The following is a 24,567-nucleotide window of genomic DNA, read 5'->3' as shown; positions in this document are numbered from 1 at the left end:
GATTACTTGCTTTCATCCGCATCCATTTTGCGTTCCAACCATCGTACTCCAAAGCTGATGATTAAGACAAGAACCAGATATTCTAAAATTAACAGCGTGTATATCTCTAATGGGCGGTATTCAGTGACAACCAATTCATTGGCGCGGCGTGTTAGCTCTTGCATACCAATGACAGATGCAAAGGCGGACATTTTCACGATGTAAATAAATTGGTTCGCAAGGGGGGGTAAGATGCGGCGGATTGCTTGGGGTAAGATCACATAACGCATAGTTTGTACGTAGTTTAGGCCAACAGTCTTTGCTGCTTCTGTTTGCCCCTTGCTGACGGATTGAATGCCAGAACGGTAAATCTCTGCAGTAAAAGCGCTGTCTGAAATGGCAAGCGTGATAATCGCTCCCCAAAACGGATCAATGGATATGTTCAGCCCCATGGATTTGAAAATTACAGGCAGACCATAAAAAACCCAAAACAACATTGGCAGCAATGGAATTGCGCGAATGATTTCTACGTATACGCGGGATGGTAAACGTACCCATCTGTTTTGCGATATGCTGGGTAATGCGACGAACAAACCGATCGCCATCGACATCAAAGCCGCAATCACTGACAGGCTGATCGTTGCGCCAAATCCATTCAAAAGGAATTTGATGTTGGCCAAACCACTTGGAGTATTAGGGTTGATCACATACCAACCCCAAGTATTACTGGTTGATGCACATCCCGTTAAAAGCAAAAGGGAAAAAACGGCGTAAAAAGTATTAAGTCGCATCAACCCCTCCTAATGTTGCAAAATCTGTTCAAGGAACAGCTTACAGCGCTTTGATTTTGGGGTGGAGAAAAACTCTTTTGGTGTGCCTGTTTCGATGATCTCACCACCATCCATAAATACCATACGGTCGGCCACTTTACGGGCAAAACCCATTTCATGCGTGACAACAATCATGGTCATGCCGTCATCTGCAAGATCGGTCATCACATCCAGAACCTCTGCGATCATTTCAGGATCAAGTGCAGATGTTGGCTCATCAAACAGCATGATTTCGGGAGACATACACAAAGATCGCGCAATTGCTACACGTTGCTGTTGTCCACCAGACAGGTGGCGTGGTTTTTTATCAGCTTGTTCTGGAATGCGAACACGTTCTAAGAATTTCATTGCGCGTTCTTCCGCGTCTGCTTTTGACAGCCCGAGCGCCTTCATTGGCCCGAGCGTCAAGTTCTGTTGAACCGTTAAATGTGGAAACAGATTGAACTGTTGAAACACCATTCCAATATTTGCTTGGGTGTCATCGACGATGATCTCACCAGACTGATGTGTTTCAAGATCGTTGATGCAGCGGATGAGTGTGGATTTACCTGATCCAGACGGGCCACAAATCACAACGCGTTCGCCTTGGCTGATCGTAAGGTTGATATCTTTCAAAGCGTGAAAATCATCGAACCATTTGTTCAAACCCGTGATTTCAATCGCATGTTGTGTGCTTGGCATTCAGTTTTCCCGACCCTGTTACGCCTATCTACACACAAATAGTGCGGGAAATAAACTCGACAAATTTCGTATCAACGATAAGTTAAGTGAAATTAATAAGGGATGGTAAATTATGAAACTACTAAAGTCACTTGGATTAGCAGCGACGGCTGTGGCACTTTTGATCAGTGCACCTGCATCAGCGCAATCTGCGTTAAATGACATTTTGAACAATGGCACATTGAAAGTTGGCACAACTGGGGATTGGAACCCTATGTCTGTGAAAGATCCAGCGACAAACACTTACAAAGGTTATGATATCGACATCGTAACCGAGCTTGCCAAAGATTTGGGTGTTGAACTGGAAATGGTTCCAACAGATTGGAAAACATTGGTGAACGGTATCGTTGCGGGCAACTACCACATGACAGGTTCTGCATCGATCAGCACAAAACGTATGAAAGTCGCAGGGTATTCTGACAGCTACATATATGTGGAAATGCTGCCATTCACGACACAAGACAAAGCTGCGAAATTCGACAGCTGGGATGCGATCAACCAACCAGGCGTGAAGGTCGCAACAACATTGGGCACATCATTTGAAAAGCTGGTCAAAGACTGGTTCCCGAACGCAGACATCAAAACAGTAGAGGCCCCAGCGCGTGGATACCAAGAAGTTCTTGCAGGTCGTGCAGATGTGTTTGTAACGTCGAACATCGAAGGCTCTACATTGGTGACGAAATTTCCAGAAGTAGCAGCCATTGATGTTGAAGCACGTGCGCCAACACCGATTGCGATGTTGTTGCCACAAGCAGATCAAGTTTGGATCAATTATGTGAACAGCTGGATCGAACTTAAAGAGGCAAAGGGGTTCTTTGCTGCGACACGCGATAAATGGGGTTTATAAGCTTTCCATAAACATTTTAGAGTGAAGTGCGATCCAGTGGGTCGCGCTTTTTCGTTTATTTTAATAAATTCTTAAACAGTCTTTAATCAAAATAACCTTAATTTTAATATGTATTAAAATAAGGTTAGTATCGTGGCAAAGAAAGTCAGCCTTCAAAGATTACGCTTATTTGCTCTCATAGCGGCTATTCCAGTTGTATTGCTTGGTGGTGCGGTTCTATTAACGGATACAGGCAAACCCTTAGTGGCGCATGGTCCAATCCAGGCAGGTCACGAAAATACCGATTGCAGTGGGTGTCACGCGCCAAGTGCAGGATCATACCGCCAGCAAATCCAAGCGAATATTTTGTATGCATTAGGGCAACGCGAAACGCCCGCAGATTTTGGGTATGCTCCTGTTACCTCTGCGCAATGTCTCGCATGTCACGAGCGTAAAAATGAACGCCACCCAATTTACCGTTTCCGCGAACCAAGATTTGTCAAAGCGCTAGAAACAGTTGAAGCATCGTCTTGTCTTGGTTGCCATTCAGAGCATGCAGATCAACGGGTGTTTGTGGAGCCAGAATTTTGCCAGGCATGCCATGCTGACCTGAATGTTAAGAATGACCCGATTGATGTGCCTCATAAAACATTACTGGCAGATAAATCATGGGGTACCTGTTTGGGGTGCCACGACTTTCACGGCAACCATCCAGTTAAGGCACCGTTAACACTCAAAGCGGCACATTCACTTGACGATATACGCGCATATTTAAACGCGGGCCCCAGCCCCTATGGGGATGTTAAAACATATAAGGCGAAAGAAAATGAATAGAACAAAGATAATCTTAGTTGGAATTTTCACATGTATGAGTGTCTATCTCTTTGCCTCTGCTCCACCACCTTTGAATGACCAAAATGGAGTGAGAGCAGGTGCGCGTATGGTTGAGGTGGAAAAGCTGTTTAACGCTGTGAATGCAGCCAATGAAGCGGCACGTACAATCTATACAAAACGTATTGTTGGCGTTGGTTTGAAAATCGGATTTAAATATGGTGAAGATTGGGCCGAACCAAATGTGGAAGAAGGCCCACTTCCAGCATTGTTCTTACGCTTAGTCGCCCAACAATTAGAAACAAAGCCACCACGTTTGGGATTATATCTAGGGTCCGATGAGCCGATCAATAAATCCAATCTTTTTACGGGTGAACAAGCCAAAGTATTTACAACATTGAAACAAACGCGTGCCCCGATTTTTAAACAAGATGAAATGATCGGATATGTTGCGATGTATCCTGACATTGCAGGGGCGCAACCCTGTGTTGCTTGTCACAATGATCATTTAGACAGCCCTAAAACGGATTGGGAATTGAATGATGTGATGGGTGCAACGACATGGACATATCCCAAAGGTCTCATCGGCAGTTCAGAGTATTTAGAGACTTTGGACGCGGTGTTTCAATCTATCGAAGAAACCTACGCATTATATCTGGAGAAAACAGAAAGCTTTCAACAGCCGATACCGATCACCGATGAATGGCCAAGCAAGACAAACGTTGTTTTGCCAAATGCCAAGATTTTCATGGCGGAAGTGCGCCGCGCATCCGCCGAAACGATCCTAATACAGCTGGCTTCGAACCAACCAAAGGAGGATGTGCAATGAATGCGATAGTCTTAAAGGCAAAGAAGCAGCCATATTTGATCTTTGCTATTTTTGCGATCGTTGTGGCATTGGCTGCATTGATGCAGCAATTGCAGGGGTTTCTTAAGCCAAACGTACCTAAGTTTACTTGGCAAGTCATATCGGGTACGGCTCTTGTAATAGTTATATCTTATCAATGGTTCCTTTTATATTTGCGTCAAACGCAACGTACAAAACAGATGCGATTTCACTATCTTGCACACAGATGGATAGGGGTTATGACGGTTCTATTGTTTGCCTTTCATGCCATTAGCGCTGGGCATATGTGGACATCTGCATTGGTTATTGTTTTCATACTGACAGCTATCACGGGTGTGCTGAACCGTGAGATTATTTCGTATCCAAAGCACTGGATGTATTTGACGTGGTTTTGGGTTCATATTTCCTTGTCATTTATCATGTTACCCTTAATCGCCGTCCATATATGGGTCGCTTTATTGTACCAAGGTTCATAAATTTTGATCGAAACATAACAACAAGATTAAACGCCTTCTTAACCCTCACCCCCTAACGATGTCGTTAAGCAAACATAAGGAGATTGGAATGAAGGGTGTGGTTTTTGTAGAGCTGTTGAATATGGCAGAATCTATAGCAGGCGAAGAAGCCGTTGATGCGATCTTGGATGAATGTCCTTTGGAGAATGGTGGTGCCTTTACCGCAGTCGGCAATTATCCATGTAGCGAGTTGATGATTATTGTTCAGGCATTTAGTGAAAAATTAGATGCACCTGTATCTGAATTGCAGAACAAATTTGGCCGTTGGATGTTTATGCGTTTTGCCGAAGGTTATCCTGCTTTTTTTGTTGGTAAAGATGACGCCTTTACCATGCTGGAATCCATTGAAGATGAAGTACATGTAGAAGTGCGAAAACTATATCCTGAGGTAGAGTTGCCAACATTTGCAACAGAACGTTTGGATGAAACTACATTAAAGATGATTTATTGCTCTGAACGTCCTTTGATTGATTTTTGCCAAGGCATGATCGAAGCATGTATTGAACACTTTAAAGCTCCTGCACAGATCAATAAAGTTGACCACAGTTCTGGCCGTGAGTTCAAAGCAGACTTTCAAATCTCTATGGCTGCGTAAAGGGCTTCGAATGTTACATACGCCAACAGACAGCCCGCATGTTTCACGCAGGCGTTACAACCGCGAACGCCTTGCTCGCCAAGAAGCAGAGCAATTGCTGGATGGGAAAAGCCGTGAACTATGGGATGTAAATCAAAAGCTTATAAAACAGGCAGATGACCTAGAGCAAACCGTTCAGGAACGCACTGCGGATTTGGAAAAAGCCCGAGAAGTGGCAGAGGCAGCAAGCCATGCCAAGAGTGTTTTTTTGGCAAGTATGAGCCATGAAATTCGAACACCCCTCAATGGTGTTTTGGGTATGGCGGAAGCATTAACCGATACAAAGCTGTCCGATGAGCAAAAATCAATGGCTGCTACAATTGTGGATTCGGGCCAACTTTTGCTGGCAGTGTTGAATGATATTTTAGACCTGTCTAAAATCGAAGCAGGACAGTTGGAAATTGAAACCTTACCATTTGATTTGGAAGCGTTGTTTATAGCAACACACCAGTTGTATTCTTTCAAGGCTATAGAGAAAGGTATTACATTCGAAATCCGTGTCGAAGAAAGTGCAAAGCGTTGGATCAAAAGTGACCCTGTGCGGTTGCGCCAAGTGGTTGGTAATTTGATCTCGAACGCGATAAAATTTACCAGTATAGGGTCTGTTATTGTCGATGTTACATTGGATACAGAGACCAACCAAAAGGGAAAATTGAACATTGCGGTTTATGATACAGGGCTTGGCATACCTGCGAATAAGATAGCTGGATTATGCCAACCGTTTGTTCAAGTGGATGCATCTGTTGCGCGTAAACACGGTGGGACTGGGCTGGGACTGTCTATTTCCAAACAGATATGTGCATTGATGGATGGCGATATTCATATTGAAAGTACGGAGGGTTCTGGGTCATGTTTTACAGCGACTGTGAATGTTATTTTAACAGAAGCCATCGCGGATGACGCGGAACGCGACATGGATAGTTCTATAGCTATTATTGGACAAAAGAAGTGGCGTATATTATTGGCCGAAGACAATCGAACTAATCAATTAGTCTTTAAAAAATTCATAAAGCAATTTGATTTGGATATTACCGTTGCTGGCAATGGGCAAGAAGCCATTGATGCAACGGAAACGACTGAATTTGATTTGATTTTCATGGATATTAACATGCCAATCGTCGATGGCGTTATGGCAACGCAGGCCATTCGCAAAAAAGATGCGGAACTCAACAGAAAACATACACCAATTTTGGCCTTAACGGCCAATACTATGGTACACCAAATTGCAGAATATATTGATGTAGGGATGGATAATCACTTGGCAAAACCAGTGAAAAAGAATGTACTTTTTCAAGTTATGGCCGATGCATTAAGCGGTGTTGATTAACATCATATGAGCATCATTCGGATGCGAATACTATCTTGGGCTATACATTCCAGAGTAAAGCCTATACCAGCCGAATCTTATTCTCTGCCAGCACGAGTTTAGGTGCCATGTTACAGAGATCAGACAGGTCTGGTGATGGACCCAACCATAGAAGATAACGCTGTGATAAAAACTCTTTCAGACGCCATAAAGGCGCGTGGCTATGATACTTTAACACCTGTACAAGAAGCTGTAACGCAACCAGAGCTTGGTGAAGCAGACTTATTAGTATCTGCCCAAACAGGCTCAGGTAAAACTGTTGGCTTTGGTTTGGCGATTGCACCAACGCTTTTAGGGGATATGGAACGCTTCCCAAAAGCTAGTAAGCCATTGGCGTTGATCATTGCACCAACACGTGAATTGGCACTACAGGTGAAACGTGAGTTGGAATGGTTGTACGGCAAAGCGGGTGCGACCATTGCATCTTGTGTGGGTGGTATGGACATGCGTGATGAGCGCCGCACTTTGGAACGTGGGGCACATATTGTTGTGGGTACACCAGGGCGCTTACGGGATCACATTGGCCGTCGCTCATTGAATATGAACGCATTGCGTGCCGTGGTTTTGGACGAAGCAGATGAAATGCTGGACCTTGGGTTTCGCGAAGATCTGGAAATGATCCTTGGCGAAGCGCCCGAAGATCGCCGCACATTAATGTTTTCCGCAACGGTTCCACGCTCGATTGCAACACTTGCACAGCATTACCAAAAAGACGCTGTACGGGTCACAACAAAAGCCGAAGCATCGCAGCATAGCGATATCGAATACCGAGCGATGAATGTTTCTGCGCGCGATGGTGAAAACGCAATTATCAATGTTTTGCGGTTTTACGAGTCTCCAACTGCGATTGTATTTTGTAACACTCGTGCAATGGTAAACCGTTTAACAACACGTTTTTCAAACCGTGGTTTTTCTGTTGTTGCCTTGTCTGGTGAGCTTTCTCAGAATGAACGGACACATGCATTACAAGCCATGCGTGATGGTCGTGCACGCGTTTGTATCGCAACGGATGTTGCTGCCCGCGGTATTGATTTGCCGAATCTTGAATTGGTGATTCACGCGGAATTACCATCTAGCCACGAAACACTTTTACACCGTTCTGGTCGTACTGGTCGCGCTGGGCGCAAAGGTGTCAGCGCATTGATCGTTCCAGCTAAATCACGCCGTAAAGCAGAACGCATTTTGAAGTCCGCAAAAGTGACGGCTGAATGGAGTGACGCACCATCCGCTGATGCTGTTATCGCCCGCGACGAAGAGCGCTTGATGAATGACCCAACGTGGCAACAAGACATTTCAGAAAAAGAGCAAGCTGGTGCGCAGAAACTTGCAGAACTTTATAGTGCAGAACAAATTGCAGCTGCATATTTACGTCTTTATAATAGCCGGCAATCTGCCCCTGAAGAATTAAGCGCATCGGGCTCTGATGGTGCACCGCAAAAACGTGCTGCTTTTGGTGCAAGCGTTTGGTTCTCTCTTGCTGGGGGGCGCAAAGATAATGCAGAAGCGCGGCGCATTCTGCCCATGATCTGCAAAGCGGGGGGCATTACCAAAGAAGATGTTGGTGCCATTCGTGTTCAACAAAATGAAACCTTTATTGAAATCCGTAAATCCAGCGTTGATGCTTTTGTAAAAGCGATGGGACCAGATTTGAATGTAGAGGCTGGCGCAACGTTAATTCAACTGGATAAAGCGCCTAAGATCACAGCATCACCACGCCCAAATTCAGGCGGCCGCCACCGTGATAATAAACCACGTGGTGGTGGTAAAGAAAAACCACAATCACGTTCACATACACGATCTGATAAAGACTACTGGGATCACAACAGTGGACAAGAACCAAGCAAGAAACGCCCAAAAGGTGGTTCCAAAAGCGCGCCATTTGCAAAGAAAAGGCCAGAGGACGATTTATTGGGTGATGGTGCAGTAAAACGTCTGAAGAAGAAATCAGAAAGCAGAGCTGCCAAAGGTAAATCCAAAGCGGCTATTGCTAAAGGTAAACGTAAAAAAGCACGTACAAAGGCAGAACGTTCCAAGTGACTTATGAACAGTTATACCTTTATTGACTTGTCTACTGCTTGAGAGAGTTTCATTATGATTTCATCAATCTGTGCGTCATCCAAAATAAAGGGTGGCGCTAACAGAACGTGATCACCGACTTTACCATCTCGTGTGCCTGGCATTGGATAACAAATAAGGCCAGCTTCAAATGCGGCTTTCTTTATTTTTCCTGCCAGCCTATCCGTTGCAGGAAATGGCTCTTTTGTTGAACGATTTTTGACGAACTCAATACCTTGGAACAACCCACGGCCTCGGATATCGCCAACGTGTTGATGTTGGGCGAATTCGGCCTTTAAGGCTGTTTGTAATTTTTGTCCCATGGTTCGCACACGATTGACTAACCCATTTTCTAATATTTCTTTCACAACAGCAACACCTGCAGCAGCAGCAACTGGATGTCCAATATAGGTATGGCCATGCTGAAAAAAACCAGTTCCATTTTGGATGGCTTCGTAAATTTGCGAAGTACACAGCATTGCGCCAATAGGTTGATATCCTGCACCAAGACCTTTGGCGATACATACAAAGTCAGGATCAACATTATCCTTTTCGCAGGCGAACAGATGGCCAGTCCGCCCCATACCACACATAACTTCGTCAAGGATAAGGTGGACACCATAAACGTTACAAATCTCGCGTATACGCTTGAAATACCCTTCAACGGCAGCAACGGCACCAAGGGTTGCACCAACAACAGGCTCAGCAATAAAAGCCATTACTTTATCTGTACCAAGCTGTAGGATTTTATCCTCTAATTCTTGCGCCATGCGTTGACCATAATCAAAACGCGTCTCATCCTCGCCTCGTCCAATGTATTCATAACATGGTGAGATATGACTGATATTGATTAGCAAAGGGTCAAATTGTTGACGGCGCCATTGATTTCCACCTACTGCAAGTGCGCCTAAAGTATTCCCATGGTAACTTTGCTTACGTGCGATAATGTGTTCACGTTGAGGTTCACCATTCTCAAGATGATATTGGCGCGATAGCTTTATCGCCGCTTCTACCGCTTCTGACCCGCCTGAAACAAAATAAACGCGGTCTAAGGCCCCTGGCGCGTGTTCGATCAATAAATCAGCTAATTCTTCTGCTGGGTTAGAAGTTAGAAAACCTGTATGAGCAAACGCAAGTTTTCCGACTTGGCTTTGCACCGCTGATATGACGCGTTCATTGCTGTGGCCAAGACAAGATACTGCTGCGCCGCCACTGCCATCGAAATAACGTTTGCCATCTTTATCAATTAAATAGCATCCATCCCCCGCAACAGCGGTTGGTAAGTTGGCTTTTGTATGACGTGGAAAAACATGGCTCATTTTTTAACCTTCATTGCAGTGAAATCATGCGCTTTTGCGAGTGCGGTAAATGCAGAAACAGACGCAGCATTATCTGCATATCTTTGCCCATTTGGTTGTCGATCATTGTTTTCAAATCCAATGCGGACATGCCCGCCAAGCTGAATAGCTTTTAACAAACAGGCGTGTTCATTTTTCCCAAAAGCACAGACAGTCCATTTGTAGTTATGCCCTTTAATGGTTGTTAAAAACCGATCTATATGATCAGGCTGCCCCAGCACGGGTGGATTGTAATATCCAAGCACGAATATCACATCATTCTGGTTTAAAGGGATTGTTTCATCTTGCTGCCATCTAATAAGCTGCGCAGCACACTCTGGCGTGTATAATATATGCTGCACTTTTGTGTGTGCCTCTGCACATATAGCATAAACACGCGCTGCCAGTTTTGGGTCACGAGCCATTTCGCGTACCGAGATACTAGCAGCTTTGGGGCGCAGCTGTTCTATACAGTCAAGCTGTTGGCGAACGTCAAAAACTCCTGCACTTTCGGTTGTGATTTGAATTGTCATATCGGGAACGGCTTTATTCAATTCTTGAATACATTCATGATAACGATCTGCATCTAAGCTGTGGCTGCCGTCATCTTCTCGAACATGTAGATGGATTTCATTGGCCCCAACTGTGAAACAATCCTGTGCTGTTTTCACAGTCTCTGCGATGGTGATTGGAAGGGCTGGGTGATCTGTTTTTTGCAATCTTGCCCCGTTGGGGGCAACCGTTAATTTATAGGGTGTCATTTTCTGTCCAGCATTTTCAATACCTCAAGGTGTAAAGTATATTAATAAAACTCTTTCATTATGCACATTTGATTTCAATTGAATAAAATAGAAACATATGTTCTTTTTTGGTTTGGGAGTATTTTTATGAAACCAATTCAAAAATTTGAACTTATAGAAACGATCCGAAACACAATTGATGGTCTGCCTGTCAGTTTAAAGTCAGCCGCAAAATACGTTGTGGATTATCCAAATGATTTTGGCTTGGATACTCTTAGAACATCGGCCCAGAAAATAGGCGTGAGCCCAAACTCATTGGTGCGTTTGGCACAGAGGTATGATTTTGAACGGTTCGATGCGTTTCGCGAACCTTTTCGTGTGGCTTTGGTGGCGGAAAATGAAGCAATAGAAGGTCAAGAATGGATCGCAGAAATAGAAGAGCATGGAGAGGCTGGAAAGCAGCATGCCCAAGCGATCAACAATGAGCTTCATAATATATCGCGGTCATTACATCTTATGACACTCGAACGTGTTGAAGAAATTTCTAACGTCATTCAGGCCAGTAAAAATTGTTATACCGTTGCTGTTAGAGCTAGCTATGCATTGGCGTATTACTTTCATTATGTTGGTCGTATGGCCGTTCCGCAGTTGCAATTGGTTCCCAAGTATATGAGCGCACCACTTGATGAACTGGTTGATATTGGGAAGGACGATGTCCTGCTGGCCATCACGGTTGCACCTTATAGTTCGGAAACGATCCAAGCGATGCGGTTTGCCAAAGAACGAGGCGCAAAAATCATTTTGATATCAGATTCTGAAGTGATTGGGCCTAATGTCAAACCAGATTACTTTTTAAAAGTGTCCACATTTTCTACGCATGAATTTGCATGCTTCGGTGGGGCAATGGCTGTTTTGGAATGCTTATTATCCTATCTCATCAAGCGAGGTGGAGAGGGTGTAAAAACCAGAATCACAAATTATGAATCCATGCGTGATCAAGCGGGGGCGTATTGGAAACCGAGACGGCCTCGTATCAGATAAGCTATTTTGAAAACAGATTTGCACGTATCGATAAATCGACCAATTCTGTGACGGAATTTATATTCATTTTATCTAAGATGCGTGCGCGGTGATGATCAACTGTGCGCGGACTGATATTTAATATCCTGCCAATGTCTTTACTGGAAGTACTAGATGAATTTGAAACCATTAGTTGGGCAATCTCTTTTTCCCGATCTGTCAGGCGTTCAAATTTGATACGTAGATCTTTTGTTTTCTTTTCGTGTTCCTGCGTCGCCAAAGCTGTTTCAAATGCTGCATTGATGCAATCTACCAATGTTTTCTGGCGGAATGGTTTTTCCAAAAAATCGATGGCACCCGCTTTCATTGCTTGAACGGATTCTGGAATGCCGCCGTGGCCTGTGATGAAAATGATCGGAAGTGAGTATCCTTTGCTGATCATGTGTTGTTGCAACTCTAGACCGTTCATACGGGGCATTCCGTAATCCAGCAACAGACATCCAGATTTTTCACCATTATAAGTGTCTAAAAACTCTTCTGCAGACGCAAAATTCTCAATGTGAAAACCACGCTTAGTCAAAGCTCTTGAAAGGGATGAGCGGATATCTTCATCATCATCAACGAGGAAAACAGTTAGATTGGCTTCAGACATTTGAAAGAACCTCTTCATTTACAACTGCGCTGGCAAGAGTAAAACAAAACCTTGATTTTTCGGCGCTATTTACATCGTACCAAAGTTGACCACCATTTGCTTCAACAATAGAACGACTAAAGGAAAGACCTAAACCCATACCATCACTTTTACTGGTTTCAAATTGCGTGAACAGATTGATATCTGGATTAACTCCTGCACCAGTATCTTCAACCCAAACTTCCACGAAATTATCAATCTCCTTAGCAATGACATCAATTTGCTTAAGGGCTGTATTTCCGCTTGCAATAGCTTCAATCGAATTACGAATAAGATTGACTAGGACTTGTGCAATTTGAATGCGATTGCCGAAAACATTTGGGATATTTTCGGCATTAAACACAATGGAAATGCCATGGACGCTTGCTTCGGATTGAACAAGATGCAGCGCTTGTTCTACCAATTCAGAAAAATCGAAAGCAGCTTTCGATCCTTCGTCCTTACGTACAAATCCACGCAAAGCACGGATAATATCAGCACCACGGTGCGCTTGCTGATCCAACTCTGTCAGTATCTGTGTCAGTTCAGGATCAGATGTTGTCTGTTCTTGTAATGTCGAAAGTGCGGCATCAGCATTTTGTGTGATTGCTGTCAAAGGTTGGTTCAATTCATGTGCTAAACCTGCGGCCATCTCACCCATCATGTTTACACGTGCAAAGTGAGATAAATCTCTGCTAAGCCCGTTAATTTTCACTTCAGATACTTTTTGCGCGGTCACATCATCAACGGTCGCCACAGCGTGCAATGGTTTACCATGTTCATCGCGAATAAGAATGGCATTTACGCGCAACCAGATCGTAGAGCCATCTTTATGTAGGTACCGTTTTTCCTGATTGTATTCGTAATCTTCATGAACAGCATCTTGGAAAAATGCGTATGTGTCAGAATCGTCCGGATGTAAAATGTCGGAAAAGCGCATGCCCAATATCTCATCTGCGCTGTACCCTAAGATGTCCGCAAGTTGTGAATTTACACGAATGAAACGTCCTGTGTTCGGTGATATTTCTGCCATGCCGCGTGATGCAAGATCAAATGTCTGGCCGTATTCACGTTCTGAAATTTTCCGCTGAACGATTTCATGAACTAAAGTGTCATTAGCGTCTTCTAGTTCTGGGTAAGTTTTTGGCAAATCCTTAGAGACATCAACCTCACCTTTAGAGGCTAATTCTGCGCGCACAGCAAAATCACGAACTGGTTTAATAATACGATCTGCCAACTTTAACCCAAGCAATCCCGTAATCACCGCAATGGCGAATGCAATCCATATATTTCTGGTTCTATTGTCTTTTATACCCCCAGTGAAGTCATCTTCTGGCACATAAACTGCAATAGTCCACGGAAGTTCGGATTGGCCCATTGGCATCAAAGTTGACACATAGGTTTTTCCACCATGTTTAAACTTGGAACTTATTTCCGTTTGTACAGTTACGTCATCTGTTTTTGGCAACGTCCCAAAAGCGGCTTGCGCAATAGGGTCTAGGATCTCGTTGATATTCGCAAATTTCAAGGTTCCATCAGCATCTTCAATCTTGATCAAATCAGGGTTTGGATGTGCAATCACATCCCCATTTCGGTTCAATATTATGACCGCACCGTTATTACCAATCTTTAGATTCGATAGAAAATCCGATATCGCGTCGATCTCAATATCGACACCAATCACGCCATCTAATTGTCCATTTGACTTAATGACAGGGGATGCTGCAGTAATTCCAGGTTTCTTTGATGAAAAGAAAATATAGGGGTCAGTCCAAATGATATCACGAGTTCTGAGCACATTTTTGTACCAAGGCCGCTCTCTTGGGTCGAATGTGTCTGTCGCATCAAATCGTGTTCCAACAACCGAGTAATCTTCATTGCGCCAGATGAATTTTGTGACACGATCCCCTTTGCTGTTTGTGATGATCTTTGTACGATATGGGCCAATACTGCTGCTGCGCATAACATAGACGAAACTACCTGTTTGATCACCATAATATAGGCCCGAAAACTGAGGGGAAATTTGCAAGTTTTGAAATAATAGTTTTTCCAATATTTCAGGGTTATCGCTTGCAACAATTTCGTTTTCTGCCAAACGTTTAGCAAGTTCCGCAGTGCCACGGGCAGGTTGTAAAAAACCCTTTGAATGTTCAATAGCATTGAGGCCAAGATCGCTTAGTAAAGAACGTGCATGATCCAACAGCACGCGTTCAGATGTTACATAAGATGACAGAACAACTGAAAGCACTGCTATAAGCTGTAAGCCAGCTAAGCAAATCGCAAGTATGGCACCAAGCGAAAGTTTCATTCAGTAAGCTCCTATAGAGAGTTTTTGATACCCTCAATTTTTGAATACATGACCCTATACTGATAGTGCTGTTGTGTATTGGTCAATACCATTGCTGTTAAAGTGCAAACTCTAAAGCTTTGGCTTTATTCCCTTAAACACAGCTCAGGTAAATCAGCGTAATTGCCTAGGCAGTCACGCTTATAGACAAGGCTATAGATAGCTGAAAACCTCAAAGATAACACTCGGGGGGGAATATTAGCGCAAGATAAATGTAAATTTCAATTTTGATCTCGAGATCAAAAGGCTACCTTTCACAAACAGCATACGCTTCCAATCTTAACCAATGAGTGCAAATGCGCCGTTTGTTTGGTTGCTCCAGAAATAATGCGCCGTGAATTCCAAAACGGCTCATTTCGTAAAAATCGCTCTCATTCGAAAAGAAGAGCGAAACCTAAAATACAAATTATCAACTCAAGGAGAAAACTTATGTATTCTAAATTTAAACTAACGATGGCTGCAGTTACTGCGACTGCTGTTATGGCTCCAGCAACATTTGCTGAAGAGTTTATTACAATCGGTACTGGCGGCGTGACTGGCGTTTACTACCCAACAGGGGGCGCTATTTGCCGTTTGGTAAACAAAGGTCGCAAAGAGCACGGCATTCGCTGTTCAGTAGAATCTACTGGTGGTTCTGTTTACAACATCAACACAATCCGCGAAGGCGAGTTGGAATTTGGTGTGGCTCAGTCTGACTGGCAGTATCACGCATATAACGGTACTTCAAAATTCGCAGATGCGGGTAAATTCGAAGGCCTACGCGCTGTATTCTCAGTGCACCCTGAACCATTCACAGTTGTTGCACGCGCAGATGCAGGTGTGAAAACGTTTGATGACCTAAAAGGTAAACGTGTTAACATCGGTAACCCAGGTTCAGGTCAACGCGGCACAATGGAAGTTCTATTGGAAGCTAAAGGTTGGACAACTGATGATTTCGCTTTGGCAACAGAGCTAAAAGCAGCAGAACAATCAGCAGCTCTTTGTGACAACCAAATCGATGCGATGGTTTACACAGTGGGCCACCCATCTGGTTCAATCCAAGAAGCAACAACAGCATGTGATTCAGTTCTTGTGACTGTCTCTGGTGATGCAGTTACTGGTTTGGTTGACGACAACCCGTTCTATCGTACAGCAACAATTCCTGGTGGTATGTACCGCGGTAATGACGCAGACACAGAAACATTCGGTGTTGGCGCTACATTCGTAACTTCAGACAAAGTATCTGACGACGCCGTATATGCAGTTGTGAAATCAGTGATGGAAAACATCGAAGACTTCAGAAAATTGCACCCAGCATTCGCAAATCTAGAGCCAAAAGATATGGCATCAGCAGGTTTGTCAGCTCCTCTGCACCCAGGTGCTGCGAAATATTACAAAGAAGCTGGTTTGATTGAGTAATCAATTACCACTGGTAATTAAATAACGTATTTGGGGAAGGGTGTTTTACCCTTCCCCATCTTAGAAAAGAAAAGTCATTAATAAACTTGGAAAACCTTAGGGAGGGAACCATGGCTGATAAGAACACGGATAACCAGGCTTTGAGCGAAGAAGAACTTCAAGACCTTGTTGCTTCCTCAGACGCAGGTGCCCGAGACCCAGAAGGGTCGGTTGGAATGCTTCTGGCAATCGTTGCTGTGGTATGGTCCTTATTCCAAGTTATCCTTGCATCCCCACTGGCAAATTATATTTTGCCAGGTGACATTATCAATAATTCACGCCAAATCCACTTGGCATTTGCAATTTTCTTGGCCTTCATGGCCTATCCCGCGTTTAAATCCAGTCCGCGAAATTACATCCCTATTATAGACTGGATAATGGCCTTAGCAGCGACATTCATCGCCCTTTATGGCTTTATCTTTTATCAAAAAATCGTTGATGCAGGCGGCCTTGCTGACAACACAGATAAATGGTTTGCTCTTGCTGGCTTGCTGTTGTTGTTCGAAGCTGCACGTCGCGCATTGGGGCCAGCAATGGCAATTATTGCCACTATCTTCCTAGGTTACGTGTTCTTTGGCTCTTCTGAAATTGTTCCTGACGTTATCCGCTGGAAGGGTGCATCGCTGAAAAAAGCAATGAGCCATATGTGGATTACATCTGAAGGTGTGTTTGGTATCGCCCTTGGCGTATCCACGAAATTCGTATTCCTATTCGTTCTCTTTGGTGCCTTGCTTGATAAAGCAGGGGCAGGGAACTACTTTATCAAAATGGCCTTCGGTGCCTTAGGTCACTTAAAAGGCGGCCCAGCAAAAGCTGCCGTTGTGGGTTCTGCTGCAACGGGCCTTATCTCAGGCTCTTCAATCGCAAACGTTGTAACAACAGGTACCTTCACAATCCCATTGATGAAACGCGTTGGCTTCTCATCTGAAAAAGCGGGCGCTGTAGAAGTGGCCAGTTCTGTGAACGGTCAAATCATGCCACCTGTTATGGGTGCTGCTGCATTCCTAATGGTTGAATATGTGGGCATTTCATATGTTGAAGTGATCACACATGCATTCTTACCAGCTGCGATTTCATATATCGCACTTGTGTATATCGTGCACTTGGAAGCCGTGAAAACCAATATGCCAACTTTAGGTGACCGTGTTGTATCAATGGGTAAAACCATTGGTGGTATGGGGGCGTTCTTTGCTGGTTTTGCTGGCCTTTGTTATGGCGTTCAATATCCAGTGAGATGGGTGTCATCATTGTTCCCAGAAGGTTCAGGTTTGATCATGTCTATTTTGATCTTCCTAACGTATGTATGGCTGCTGCGTTTAGCGTCACAAGTTCCAGATTTGGAACCTGATGATCCAAATGCCAAAGAGGTTACACTTCCTGTTGTTGGTGAAATCTACAAAGCTGGTTTGTATTACCTATTACCGATCATCGTCTTGGTTTACTTCTTGATGATTGAACAAAAATCACCCGGCCTGTCAGCATTTTGGGCAACTGCACTGCTCTTTGTTATCCTACTGACACAGCAACCGCTTAAAGCGATGTTCCGCGGCGAAAGTGACACAGCGAATGCCTTCAAAAATGGTGTAGCGGACTTGATCCAAGGTTTGATCGATGGCGCACGTAATATGATTGGTATTGGCCTTGCCACTGCAACTGCTGGTGTGATCGTGGGTACTGTTACGCTGACAGGCGTAGGTCAGGTTATGGCTGACCTCGTTGAATTTTTATCAGGTGGTAACCTTGTTCTTATGCTCGTCATGGTTGGCTTGCTCAGCCTTGTTCTGGGCATGGGGCTGCCAACAACAGCAAACTACATCGTTGTGTCATCCTTGATGGCAGGCGTGGTTGTTGAACTTGGTGCACAATCAGGTTTGATCGTGCCTTTGATCGCGGTTCATTTGTTTGTATTCTATTTTGGTATTATGGCAGACGTTACTCCACCCGTCGGACTTGCAAGTTTTGCAGCGGCTGCCGTATCAGGTGGCGACGCGATTAAAACCGGTTTCACCGCGTTCTTTTACTCCCTAAGAACAATCGCGTTGCCATTCGTATTTATCTTCAACACAGATCTGTTGTTGATTGATGTAAGCTTTGCACATGGCGTGTTGATCTTTGTGATCGCGTCTATTGCTATCCTTGTCTTTACGGCAGGCACAATGGGCTGGTTCGTAACCAAAAGCCGTATCTACGAAAGTGTAGCACTTGTTTTGATCGCATTCGTGTTGTTCCGCCCTGACTTTGTAATGGATCGCATCCAGCCACCATTTACGAATGTTGCGCCAAGCGAGTTCACCCAAGCATTGGGGAATGCCGAAGCTGGGCAAGAGTTGCGTGTGGTTGTTTCAGGTCCAGACTTTGATACGGGCGAAACAAAAGAAACAACCTTGGTTATGCCAATTGATGGTGACGGTGATGGTGCAAAACGTTTAGAACAAACAGGATTGATCCTGCTTGAACAAGACGGTGTTATGATAATGGAAGAACCATCCTTTGGTTCGCCATATGCTGCAAGCTTAGGAAGCTTTGATTTCTATGGTGATACACCTGTTAACCTTGCAAGCATTCAAGCGCCAACATCACAGATGGCCAAAGAAATCATATTCATACCAGCGTTAATCCTGCTTGTCTTAATAGCAATGCTACAACGCTCGCGTGTGTCAAGAGAGGAAAAAACAGCATGAGTAACGCAATTTTATGTGCCGTCGATATCAGTAATCCGGGGGCTGACGCCAAGGTCATTAATACTGCAGCAGAACTCGCTCGATTACATGATGCTCAACTAGATGTTGTGACAGTAGTCCCCGATTTTGGGATGAGTGTTGTTGGATCGTTTTTTAATCAAGACCACCATGATAAAGCTATGTCAGAAGCAAAGAAGCAGCTGAATATAGAAGTGTCTAAAGTTATCGGTGATCAAGAAAACGCAAAAGTCCGCCACATCATTTCAACGGGTAATGCCTATGATGAAGTTCTTAAAGTTGCAAAAGAAGCAAACACTACATTGATTGTGGTTGGAGCACATAAACCTGATTTCAAAGACTATTTGCTTGGCCCAAATGCCGCCCGTATTGTGCGACATTCTAAATGCTCAGTATATGTCGTGAGATAGTCTCCTGCATTATCCCATGCAAGAACTAAAGCCCGAATGTGTTGATCCGCATTTGGGCTTTTTTGCTAAGCATTCAAAATGCCATTTTAAGAATGGTACATAAACATTTCGCAGTTGCAAAACCAAAGCACATAGGATGGCGGTATCTTGACACAATCGAAGTCTTGAGATTTGCTAACTTAAAAGCTGGGGGAAATTCATAATGATCAGAACAATTTTAGCGCTTATGTCTGTAGTATTTATAAGCCTTACGCCTTTATATGCGGCAGACTACGAAATAGGATTGGATGCTTATGAAAGTGGTGATTATGAAACAGCGTTAAAAGAGTGGAAACCGCTTGCAGAAAAAGGTGATAAATGGGCCCAATACGAATTGGGTGATATGTATTACTTTGGTAAAGGCCTTCCCAAAGATTATGTTAAAGCTGCGAAATGGTACAGATTATCAGCAGAACAAGGTTACAAATGGGCGCAAACCAATCTGGGGGATATGTATGAATATGGTGATGGTGTTCCACAAGATTATGCCGAGGCGCTGAAATGGTACAGGTTAGCCGCAGAACAAGGTTCTAAATGGGCGCAAACCAATCTGGGTGGAATGTATAGCTATGGTAAAGGCGTTTCCCAAGATTATGCTGAGGCACTTAAATGGTACAAGCTTGCAGCGGACCAAAATCATGCAAGAGCACAAAATAAATTAGGTTGGATGCATGAAAAAGGTAACGGTGTACCCGTAGATTATGCCAAGGCATTGAAATGGTACAGGTTAGCCGCAGAGAGTGGTTATGCGACGGGTCAAAGCAATCTGGGTTGGTTTTATGACCAAGGTCTGGGTGTTGCCCAAGATTATGCTCAGGCGGCTAAGTGGTACAAGCTTGCAGCAGAACAGGGTAACAGAGTGGGCCAATATAACCTTGGCTGGCTTTATCAACAGGGCAAAGGTGTTTCGCAAGATAATATTTTGTCATACGTGTGGTATCAAATGGCTGCAGGTGAAGGAAATGAAAAGGCAGATAAATCTAGCGCTGTTATGCTCGAAAAAATGAGTAAAACTGACAAAGCAAAAGCTGTAACCGCAGCATATAGTTGCAAGCAGAATGATTATAAAAACTGTGGGTATTAAATAAGTATGAACCAAATTAAGCCTTCGTAAGGCGAAGGTATTGAACGCTTTTGGTAATGTTTACTCTGTTAGCAAAGTTAAGGTATTGAAGGAATAATGTTGTCACATATTCTTGGTTTTCGCCTCCGCTAGATTAACCTTTGAGTTGCCTGCAATGTTGAGAAATTTTATGGTCATAAATTTCGGCAATCTTGCTATTCCAAGGGGGTAACCCTTTTTCCCTTTGTTAATTTGTGAAGTGATTAAACAAACCTTAATGGCCAAATATTTAATAATACTCCATCAAGTTAGGCGTTCCTTTTCGATATGTGTATTGACTCTTACTTCGATATGTTGATTAAAACACTCAGATTAAATTAACTTGATTAAAATAATCAAGAATATGGAGAAGTGTAAATGTTAAAGTCAAAACTAAAATGCTCAACATTTATCGTTGCTGCGACGATGATTGCTAGTATTGCAAATGCGGAGAGCTATGGCCCTTTCCCTATAACTGAAAAAAGTTATTCAGGTGATAAAACGAACTCTGTTTCTTATTCAGGTCAGATTGCGCGCCATGTGCTGCATGACAGCATAAAGAAACTGGCAGGCAAAGGTGATGGCGGTGCAAACGCTGCTGAAATCGAAGCGCAATTGCTGTCTTATTTCAATGGTTCAGACGAAGATCTGCCAATCATTGCTCCAGCTGGTAAAGATGGATATGCGGTTAAGCAATCTACACTGAATGAAATTTCTAAAGGCAAGAATATTTCTGGTAAGTTTTATGATGGCGCGATGCCAGCATGGCCAGGTAATATGACTGGTAAAGCGGCTGCCTTGCATATGATTAAACATGCGGCAAAAGCAAACAAAGGTTTTGATGCTGACAATGGATATGATTGGGCGCAAATTATATCTAAATACACAATGGGTGCGATGGCTTACAGCCAAGTGGTTGATAACTACCTTGATGAAAAATTAAGCGCTGAGAAAAAACCAAATAATAAACCATATAAAGATGGTGCTGCTTACACAGGTAAAGAACATTCTTGGGACGAAGCATTTGGATATTGGGGCGCTGCTGCACATATCCAAGGCATGTCAGCTGATGAAGTATACAATATTGCTAAAATGAAAGACCTAGCTTTGGCTGATGCCAATGGTGATGGTGTTATTGATTTGAAATCAGAGCATGTCTTTGGCCCAGCTTATTATGCAGCTGCATTTGACCGTTCTGGTACGAAGAGCACGGATTACACTCAAACGATTATGGGTGCGTTCTTGGATGGTCGTAAATTGATTGCTGCTGCAAACGGTGAAGCATTGACGGACGCTCAGCGCTCAGAACTTAAAGCTTATGCCGCAACAATTGGCTCTGCTTGGGAAAAGGTTCTAGCAGAAGCAACATTCAAATATGCGGGTTCAGTTTACAAAGACATCACTAAGATGAAGGAAGCTGCAAACGACGAAGACAAAGCGAAAGCCTACCGTGCTTATGTTAAACATTGGGGCGAGCTAAAAGGTTTTGCGATGTCATTACAAAGCGGTAAAAACAACCTTGGTGCAACAGCAGTTTCCTTAAATGAATTGACTGGCTTTGGTCCAGTTACTGCTGACAACTCTTATGTAACGGGCATTGATGCAGATGGTAACTTTGTAAGAGAGCGTAAACTTACATGGGGCGATTACCAACTTCAGATGTTAAAAGTTCAACAGCTTATGGTTGATACTTTTAGTGTTGCAGCTCGTGCAAACGATAATCTATCAGATATCGAAGCTCTTGCTGGTAAGTTGGGCGAAGCTTCAAGCGCTGAAACTGATTAATCTATTAGGGTGGCGCAGATACTTGCGCCACCCTAACCTTTATCTTAACGGTGAATGATGGAGTTTTTTGAACAAATAACATCGATATTCGTCGATTTCACCGACCCTAGGAAACGCATTTTTGTGGGTTACCTAGCCCTATCACTACTCATCGCTTTCCTTTGGTTAATACTGTTTAAGCGAACAACCTTTTCAACAGCTATTGCAAAGGTATTTGATCGCAAAGTCTTCTTTTCGGCGTCGTCAAAAGCTGATTATAAAATCTTTGTAATCAACCGATTGTTTTCCTTATTTATCTCGCCATTATTATTGACACAGATCGCAATTGCGACGGCGATTTATCTGTTCTTACACCGACAAGATTTTATCCAATCAGGCTATTTTAACGATGTAAACATAGGGGTAGTTGTTGCTTCGTTTACTTTGTTTGTTTTTGTGATCGATGATTTTACAAAATATCTTGTACATCGCTGGATGCACCGTTTTCATGTTCTTTGGGCCATACATAAGGTACATCATTCGGCAGAAACTTTGACGCCAGTAACTGTTTATCGTGTCCACCCGCTTGAAGGTATTCTCTATGGATTGAGAAGTGCCTTTGCTCAAGGTGTCGCGATATCAACGTTCCTTTTTCTTTTTGGAAATTCGGTTGACTTGTACACAATCGTAGGAGTGAATATTCTGTCGTTTGTGTTTCATGTAACAGGTTCTAACCTACGACATTCACATATTAGCATCAGTTATTGGCCATGGTTGGAATACATCCTGATTTCACCGGCCCAGCATCAACTTCACCATTCCATTGCAGAAGAGCATTATGATAAGAATTTTGGCGTAGCTTTGGCTATATGGGATTGGATGTTCGGGTCGCTTCATTTGTCTGAAGATGACAAAGAACTTGAATTTGGCCTACTGCCGAATGAGGCAAGCGCAACAAATATGATTGATATTTATACGCGCCCGTTTCTGGATATTAGTAAAATTATTTCAAGGCGCGCTCGAAATTTTAAGCAAGCCACGCTTCGGATTTTTAGCAATTGAATGTAAAAAAGCCCTCAGAACTTTGAGGGCTTCTAAAATCATTTATTCGTCAAACGCAACTTCTTCTGTAAGCCTTAATGACGTTGGTCGGAGCTTTGCAATATCAGTAAGTGGAATTTCATCTGGAACCAATTCACCCCAGCTTGATACAAGCTCTGATGCGTTTGACCCTGGTCTTAATGGATATTCGCCATTCGTTTCTGCATAGATTTCTTGTGCAGCCTCACCTGTTAAAAATTCCATCAATTTTATAGCGTTCTCTTTATTAGGTGCTGCTTTTGTTAATGTTACACCTGATAGGTTCACATGTGTTCCGCCATTTTCAAATTTAGGGAACACGATACGCACACTATCTGCCCATACTTTTTGATCTTCGTTGGCAAGCAATTTTTTCATATAATATGTATTACCAATAGAGATATCACATTCACCGGCCCAAATAGCCTTTATCTGTGCCCGATCATTACCAGAAGGTTTGCGTGCAAGGTTACCTTTAACGCCCTTCAGCCATGTTTTAGCGGCTTCCTCACCATGGTGTGCAATTACAGATGATGTCAGTGCAAGGTTATATGCATTAGTACCCGCACGCGTGCAAATACGTCCTTTCCACTTATCTGATGCAAGATCTTCGTATGTCGTCACCTCACCATCTGCGACACGATCCTTGGACGCATAAATAACGCGTGCACGTGATGTCAGGCCAAACCAATGGCCTTCTGGGTCACGGAAGTCTGCGGGAATGTTAGCGTTTATAATATTTGAGTTAACGGATTGTGTTACACCAGCATCAACCACAGCGCTCAGACGTGAGATATCGACAGTCACAACTAAATCTGCTGGGCTACGATCGCCTTCGGATACCAGCTTTTCAACAAGACCTTTTTTCAGAAAAGCGATATTTACATCAATGCCTGTTTTTTCTGTAAAAGCATCAAATAATGGCTTTATCAGTTCTGGTTGACGGTATGAGTAAACGTTAACCTCATCAGCTTGGACCGCTGTGCTAATAAAGGTTGTAGCCATTGCAGCGGTAATAAATGTGCGAAACATATTAGAAGACTCCGATTGAAAGTTTGATTTGTGACTATCAATTTATTACGGTTAACTCAATACCTGACAGAAATAATCACCTTAACTTAGGTGGTAATTTTTTACCTTTAATGGTGCAGTTTGATTAAGGTTTAAATGTACGGCTAAGCTATGTTTTATTGTGCGGGGCATTACCTCGAACGGTAAACTATTCAGGGTTTACCCAAACGGTTCTGATAATTCTTCTGTTACCTCTGCCAAATCGAAAAATATATACACGATTTTTCATGAAATTGTGCTGTGTAACG

The 24,567-nt window shown here is 43.4% G+C and carries 21 protein-coding genes; 14 read left to right on the top strand and 7 right to left on the bottom strand.

The window, feature by feature from the left end; genetic code table 11:
- Positions 1-2: 2 nt before the first annotated feature.
- Positions 3-770: an amino acid ABC transporter permease gene (locus tag F9L33_RS10505; protein ID WP_152142742.1), complete on the bottom strand. Its 768-nt coding sequence runs from the start codon at positions 768-770 to the stop codon at positions 3-5.
- Positions 771-779: 9 nt separating this feature from the next.
- Positions 780-1,490 (bottom strand): amino acid ABC transporter ATP-binding protein, encoded by a 711-nt coding sequence (locus F9L33_RS10500; RefSeq protein WP_152142741.1) that lies wholly within the window; start codon positions 1,488-1,490, stop codon positions 780-782.
- Between the two features lie 112 nt (positions 1,491-1,602).
- Here F9L33_RS10500 and F9L33_RS10495 point away from each other — a divergent pair, with 112 nt between their 5' ends.
- The 7 genes from F9L33_RS10495 to F9L33_RS10465 all read left to right on the top strand — a co-directional run bounded on the left by F9L33_RS10495 (position 1,603) and on the right by F9L33_RS10465 (position 8,585).
- Positions 1,603-2,376 carry a transporter substrate-binding domain-containing protein gene (locus F9L33_RS10495; RefSeq protein WP_152142740.1) on the top strand — a complete coding sequence of 258 codons (774 nt, stop codon included), beginning with the start codon at positions 1,603-1,605 and terminating at the stop codon, positions 2,374-2,376.
- Positions 2,377-2,508: 132 nt separating this feature from the next.
- Entirely contained in the window at positions 2,509-3,189 is a 681-nt protein-coding gene (locus F9L33_RS10490; protein WP_152142739.1) for a hypothetical protein, read from the top strand.
- Positions 3,182-4,015 carry a DUF3365 domain-containing protein gene (locus tag F9L33_RS10485; RefSeq protein ID WP_193222019.1) on the top strand — a complete coding sequence of 278 codons (834 nt, stop codon included), beginning with the start codon at positions 3,182-3,184 and terminating at the stop codon, positions 4,013-4,015. The genes F9L33_RS10490 and F9L33_RS10485 overlap by 8 nt, the downstream gene beginning before the upstream one ends.
- A complete protein-coding gene (locus F9L33_RS10480; RefSeq protein WP_152142737.1) occupies positions 4,012-4,509 on the top strand; it encodes a hypothetical protein in 498 nt (165 codons plus the stop codon). Before F9L33_RS10485 ends, F9L33_RS10480 begins: the two co-directional genes overlap by 4 nt.
- A gap of 88 nt (positions 4,510-4,597) precedes the next feature.
- A complete protein-coding gene (locus F9L33_RS10475) occupies positions 4,598-5,143 on the top strand; it encodes a heme NO-binding domain-containing protein (RefSeq protein ID WP_152142736.1) in 546 nt (181 codons plus the stop codon).
- 10 nt (positions 5,144-5,153) lie between these two features.
- Positions 5,154-6,509 (top strand): ATP-binding protein, encoded by a 1,356-nt coding sequence (locus F9L33_RS10470; protein WP_152142735.1) that lies wholly within the window; start codon positions 5,154-5,156, stop codon positions 6,507-6,509.
- 135 nt (positions 6,510-6,644) lie between these two features.
- Positions 6,645-8,585: a DEAD/DEAH box helicase gene (locus F9L33_RS10465; RefSeq protein WP_370452116.1), complete on the top strand. Its 1,941-nt coding sequence runs from the start codon at positions 6,645-6,647 to the stop codon at positions 8,583-8,585.
- A gap of 11 nt (positions 8,586-8,596) precedes the next feature.
- On the opposite strand, the gene F9L33_RS10460 is transcribed toward F9L33_RS10465, so the two are convergent.
- Positions 8,597-9,922, bottom strand: coding sequence for an aspartate aminotransferase family protein (locus tag F9L33_RS10460; RefSeq protein ID WP_152142734.1), 1,326 nt, complete (start codon positions 9,920-9,922; stop codon positions 8,597-8,599).
- Positions 9,919-10,701: a 3-keto-5-aminohexanoate cleavage protein gene (locus F9L33_RS10455; protein ID WP_152142733.1), complete on the bottom strand. Its 783-nt coding sequence runs from the start codon at positions 10,699-10,701 to the stop codon at positions 9,919-9,921. The genes F9L33_RS10460 and F9L33_RS10455 overlap by 4 nt, the downstream gene beginning before the upstream one ends.
- A 126-nt stretch (positions 10,702-10,827) precedes the next feature.
- On the opposite strand from F9L33_RS10455, the gene F9L33_RS10450 reads away from it, so the two are divergent.
- On the top strand, positions 10,828-11,721 hold the full coding sequence (locus F9L33_RS10450) for a MurR/RpiR family transcriptional regulator (RefSeq protein ID WP_152142732.1): 894 nt from the start codon (positions 10,828-10,830) through the stop codon (positions 11,719-11,721).
- A 1-nt stretch (position 11,722) separates the two neighbouring features.
- Here F9L33_RS10450 and F9L33_RS10445 read toward each other — a convergent pair whose 3' ends face one another.
- Both F9L33_RS10445 and F9L33_RS10440 read right to left on the bottom strand, forming a co-directional pair.
- Entirely contained in the window at positions 11,723-12,352 is a 630-nt protein-coding gene (locus F9L33_RS10445; RefSeq protein ID WP_152142731.1) for a response regulator transcription factor, read from the bottom strand.
- The gene (locus F9L33_RS10440) at positions 12,345-14,678 is read right to left on the bottom strand and encodes a cache domain-containing protein (protein WP_152142730.1); all 2,334 of its coding nucleotides are present in this window, start codon (positions 14,676-14,678) and stop codon (positions 12,345-12,347) included. The genes F9L33_RS10445 and F9L33_RS10440 overlap by 8 nt, the downstream gene beginning before the upstream one ends.
- A 468-nt stretch (positions 14,679-15,146) precedes the next feature.
- Between F9L33_RS10440 and F9L33_RS10435 the strand changes: the two genes are divergently transcribed.
- The 6 genes from F9L33_RS10435 (at position 15,147) to F9L33_RS10410 (ending at position 23,230) form a co-directional block, all read left to right on the top strand.
- Positions 15,147-16,115, top strand: coding sequence for a TAXI family TRAP transporter solute-binding subunit (locus F9L33_RS10435; RefSeq protein ID WP_152142729.1), 969 nt, complete (start codon positions 15,147-15,149; stop codon positions 16,113-16,115).
- Between the two features lie 110 nt (positions 16,116-16,225).
- Positions 16,226-18,835 (top strand): TRAP transporter permease, encoded by a 2,610-nt coding sequence (locus tag F9L33_RS10430; RefSeq protein WP_152142728.1) that lies wholly within the window; start codon positions 16,226-16,228, stop codon positions 18,833-18,835.
- Positions 18,832-19,263: a universal stress protein gene (locus tag F9L33_RS10425; RefSeq protein ID WP_152142727.1), complete on the top strand. Its 432-nt coding sequence runs from the start codon at positions 18,832-18,834 to the stop codon at positions 19,261-19,263. Before F9L33_RS10430 ends, F9L33_RS10425 begins: the two co-directional genes overlap by 4 nt.
- Positions 19,264-19,465: 202 nt before the next feature.
- On the top strand, positions 19,466-20,386 hold the full coding sequence (locus F9L33_RS10420; RefSeq protein WP_152142726.1) for an SEL1-like repeat protein: 921 nt from the start codon (positions 19,466-19,468) through the stop codon (positions 20,384-20,386).
- 396 nt (positions 20,387-20,782) lie between these two features.
- Complete coding sequence (locus F9L33_RS10415; RefSeq protein ID WP_152142725.1) at positions 20,783-22,189, top strand: DUF4856 domain-containing protein; 1,407 nt, start codon at positions 20,783-20,785, stop codon at positions 22,187-22,189.
- Between the two features lie 54 nt (positions 22,190-22,243).
- Entirely contained in the window at positions 22,244-23,230 is a 987-nt protein-coding gene (locus tag F9L33_RS10410) for a sterol desaturase family protein (protein WP_226804085.1), read from the top strand.
- A 42-nt stretch (positions 23,231-23,272) separates the two neighbouring features.
- Here F9L33_RS10410 and F9L33_RS10405 read toward each other — a convergent pair whose 3' ends face one another.
- Entirely contained in the window at positions 23,273-24,280 is a 1,008-nt protein-coding gene (locus tag F9L33_RS10405) for a Fe(3+) ABC transporter substrate-binding protein (protein ID WP_152142724.1), read from the bottom strand.
- Between the last annotated feature and the right edge of the window lie 287 nt (positions 24,281-24,567).

It is taken from the genome of Amylibacter sp. SFDW26 (genome assembly GCF_009184395.1).
Lineage (GTDB): Bacteria > Pseudomonadota > Alphaproteobacteria > Rhodobacterales > Rhodobacteraceae > Amylibacter.
The sequence above is the reverse complement of the archived record's forward strand: the minus strand, read 5'-3'. Positions and strand labels throughout refer to the sequence as shown.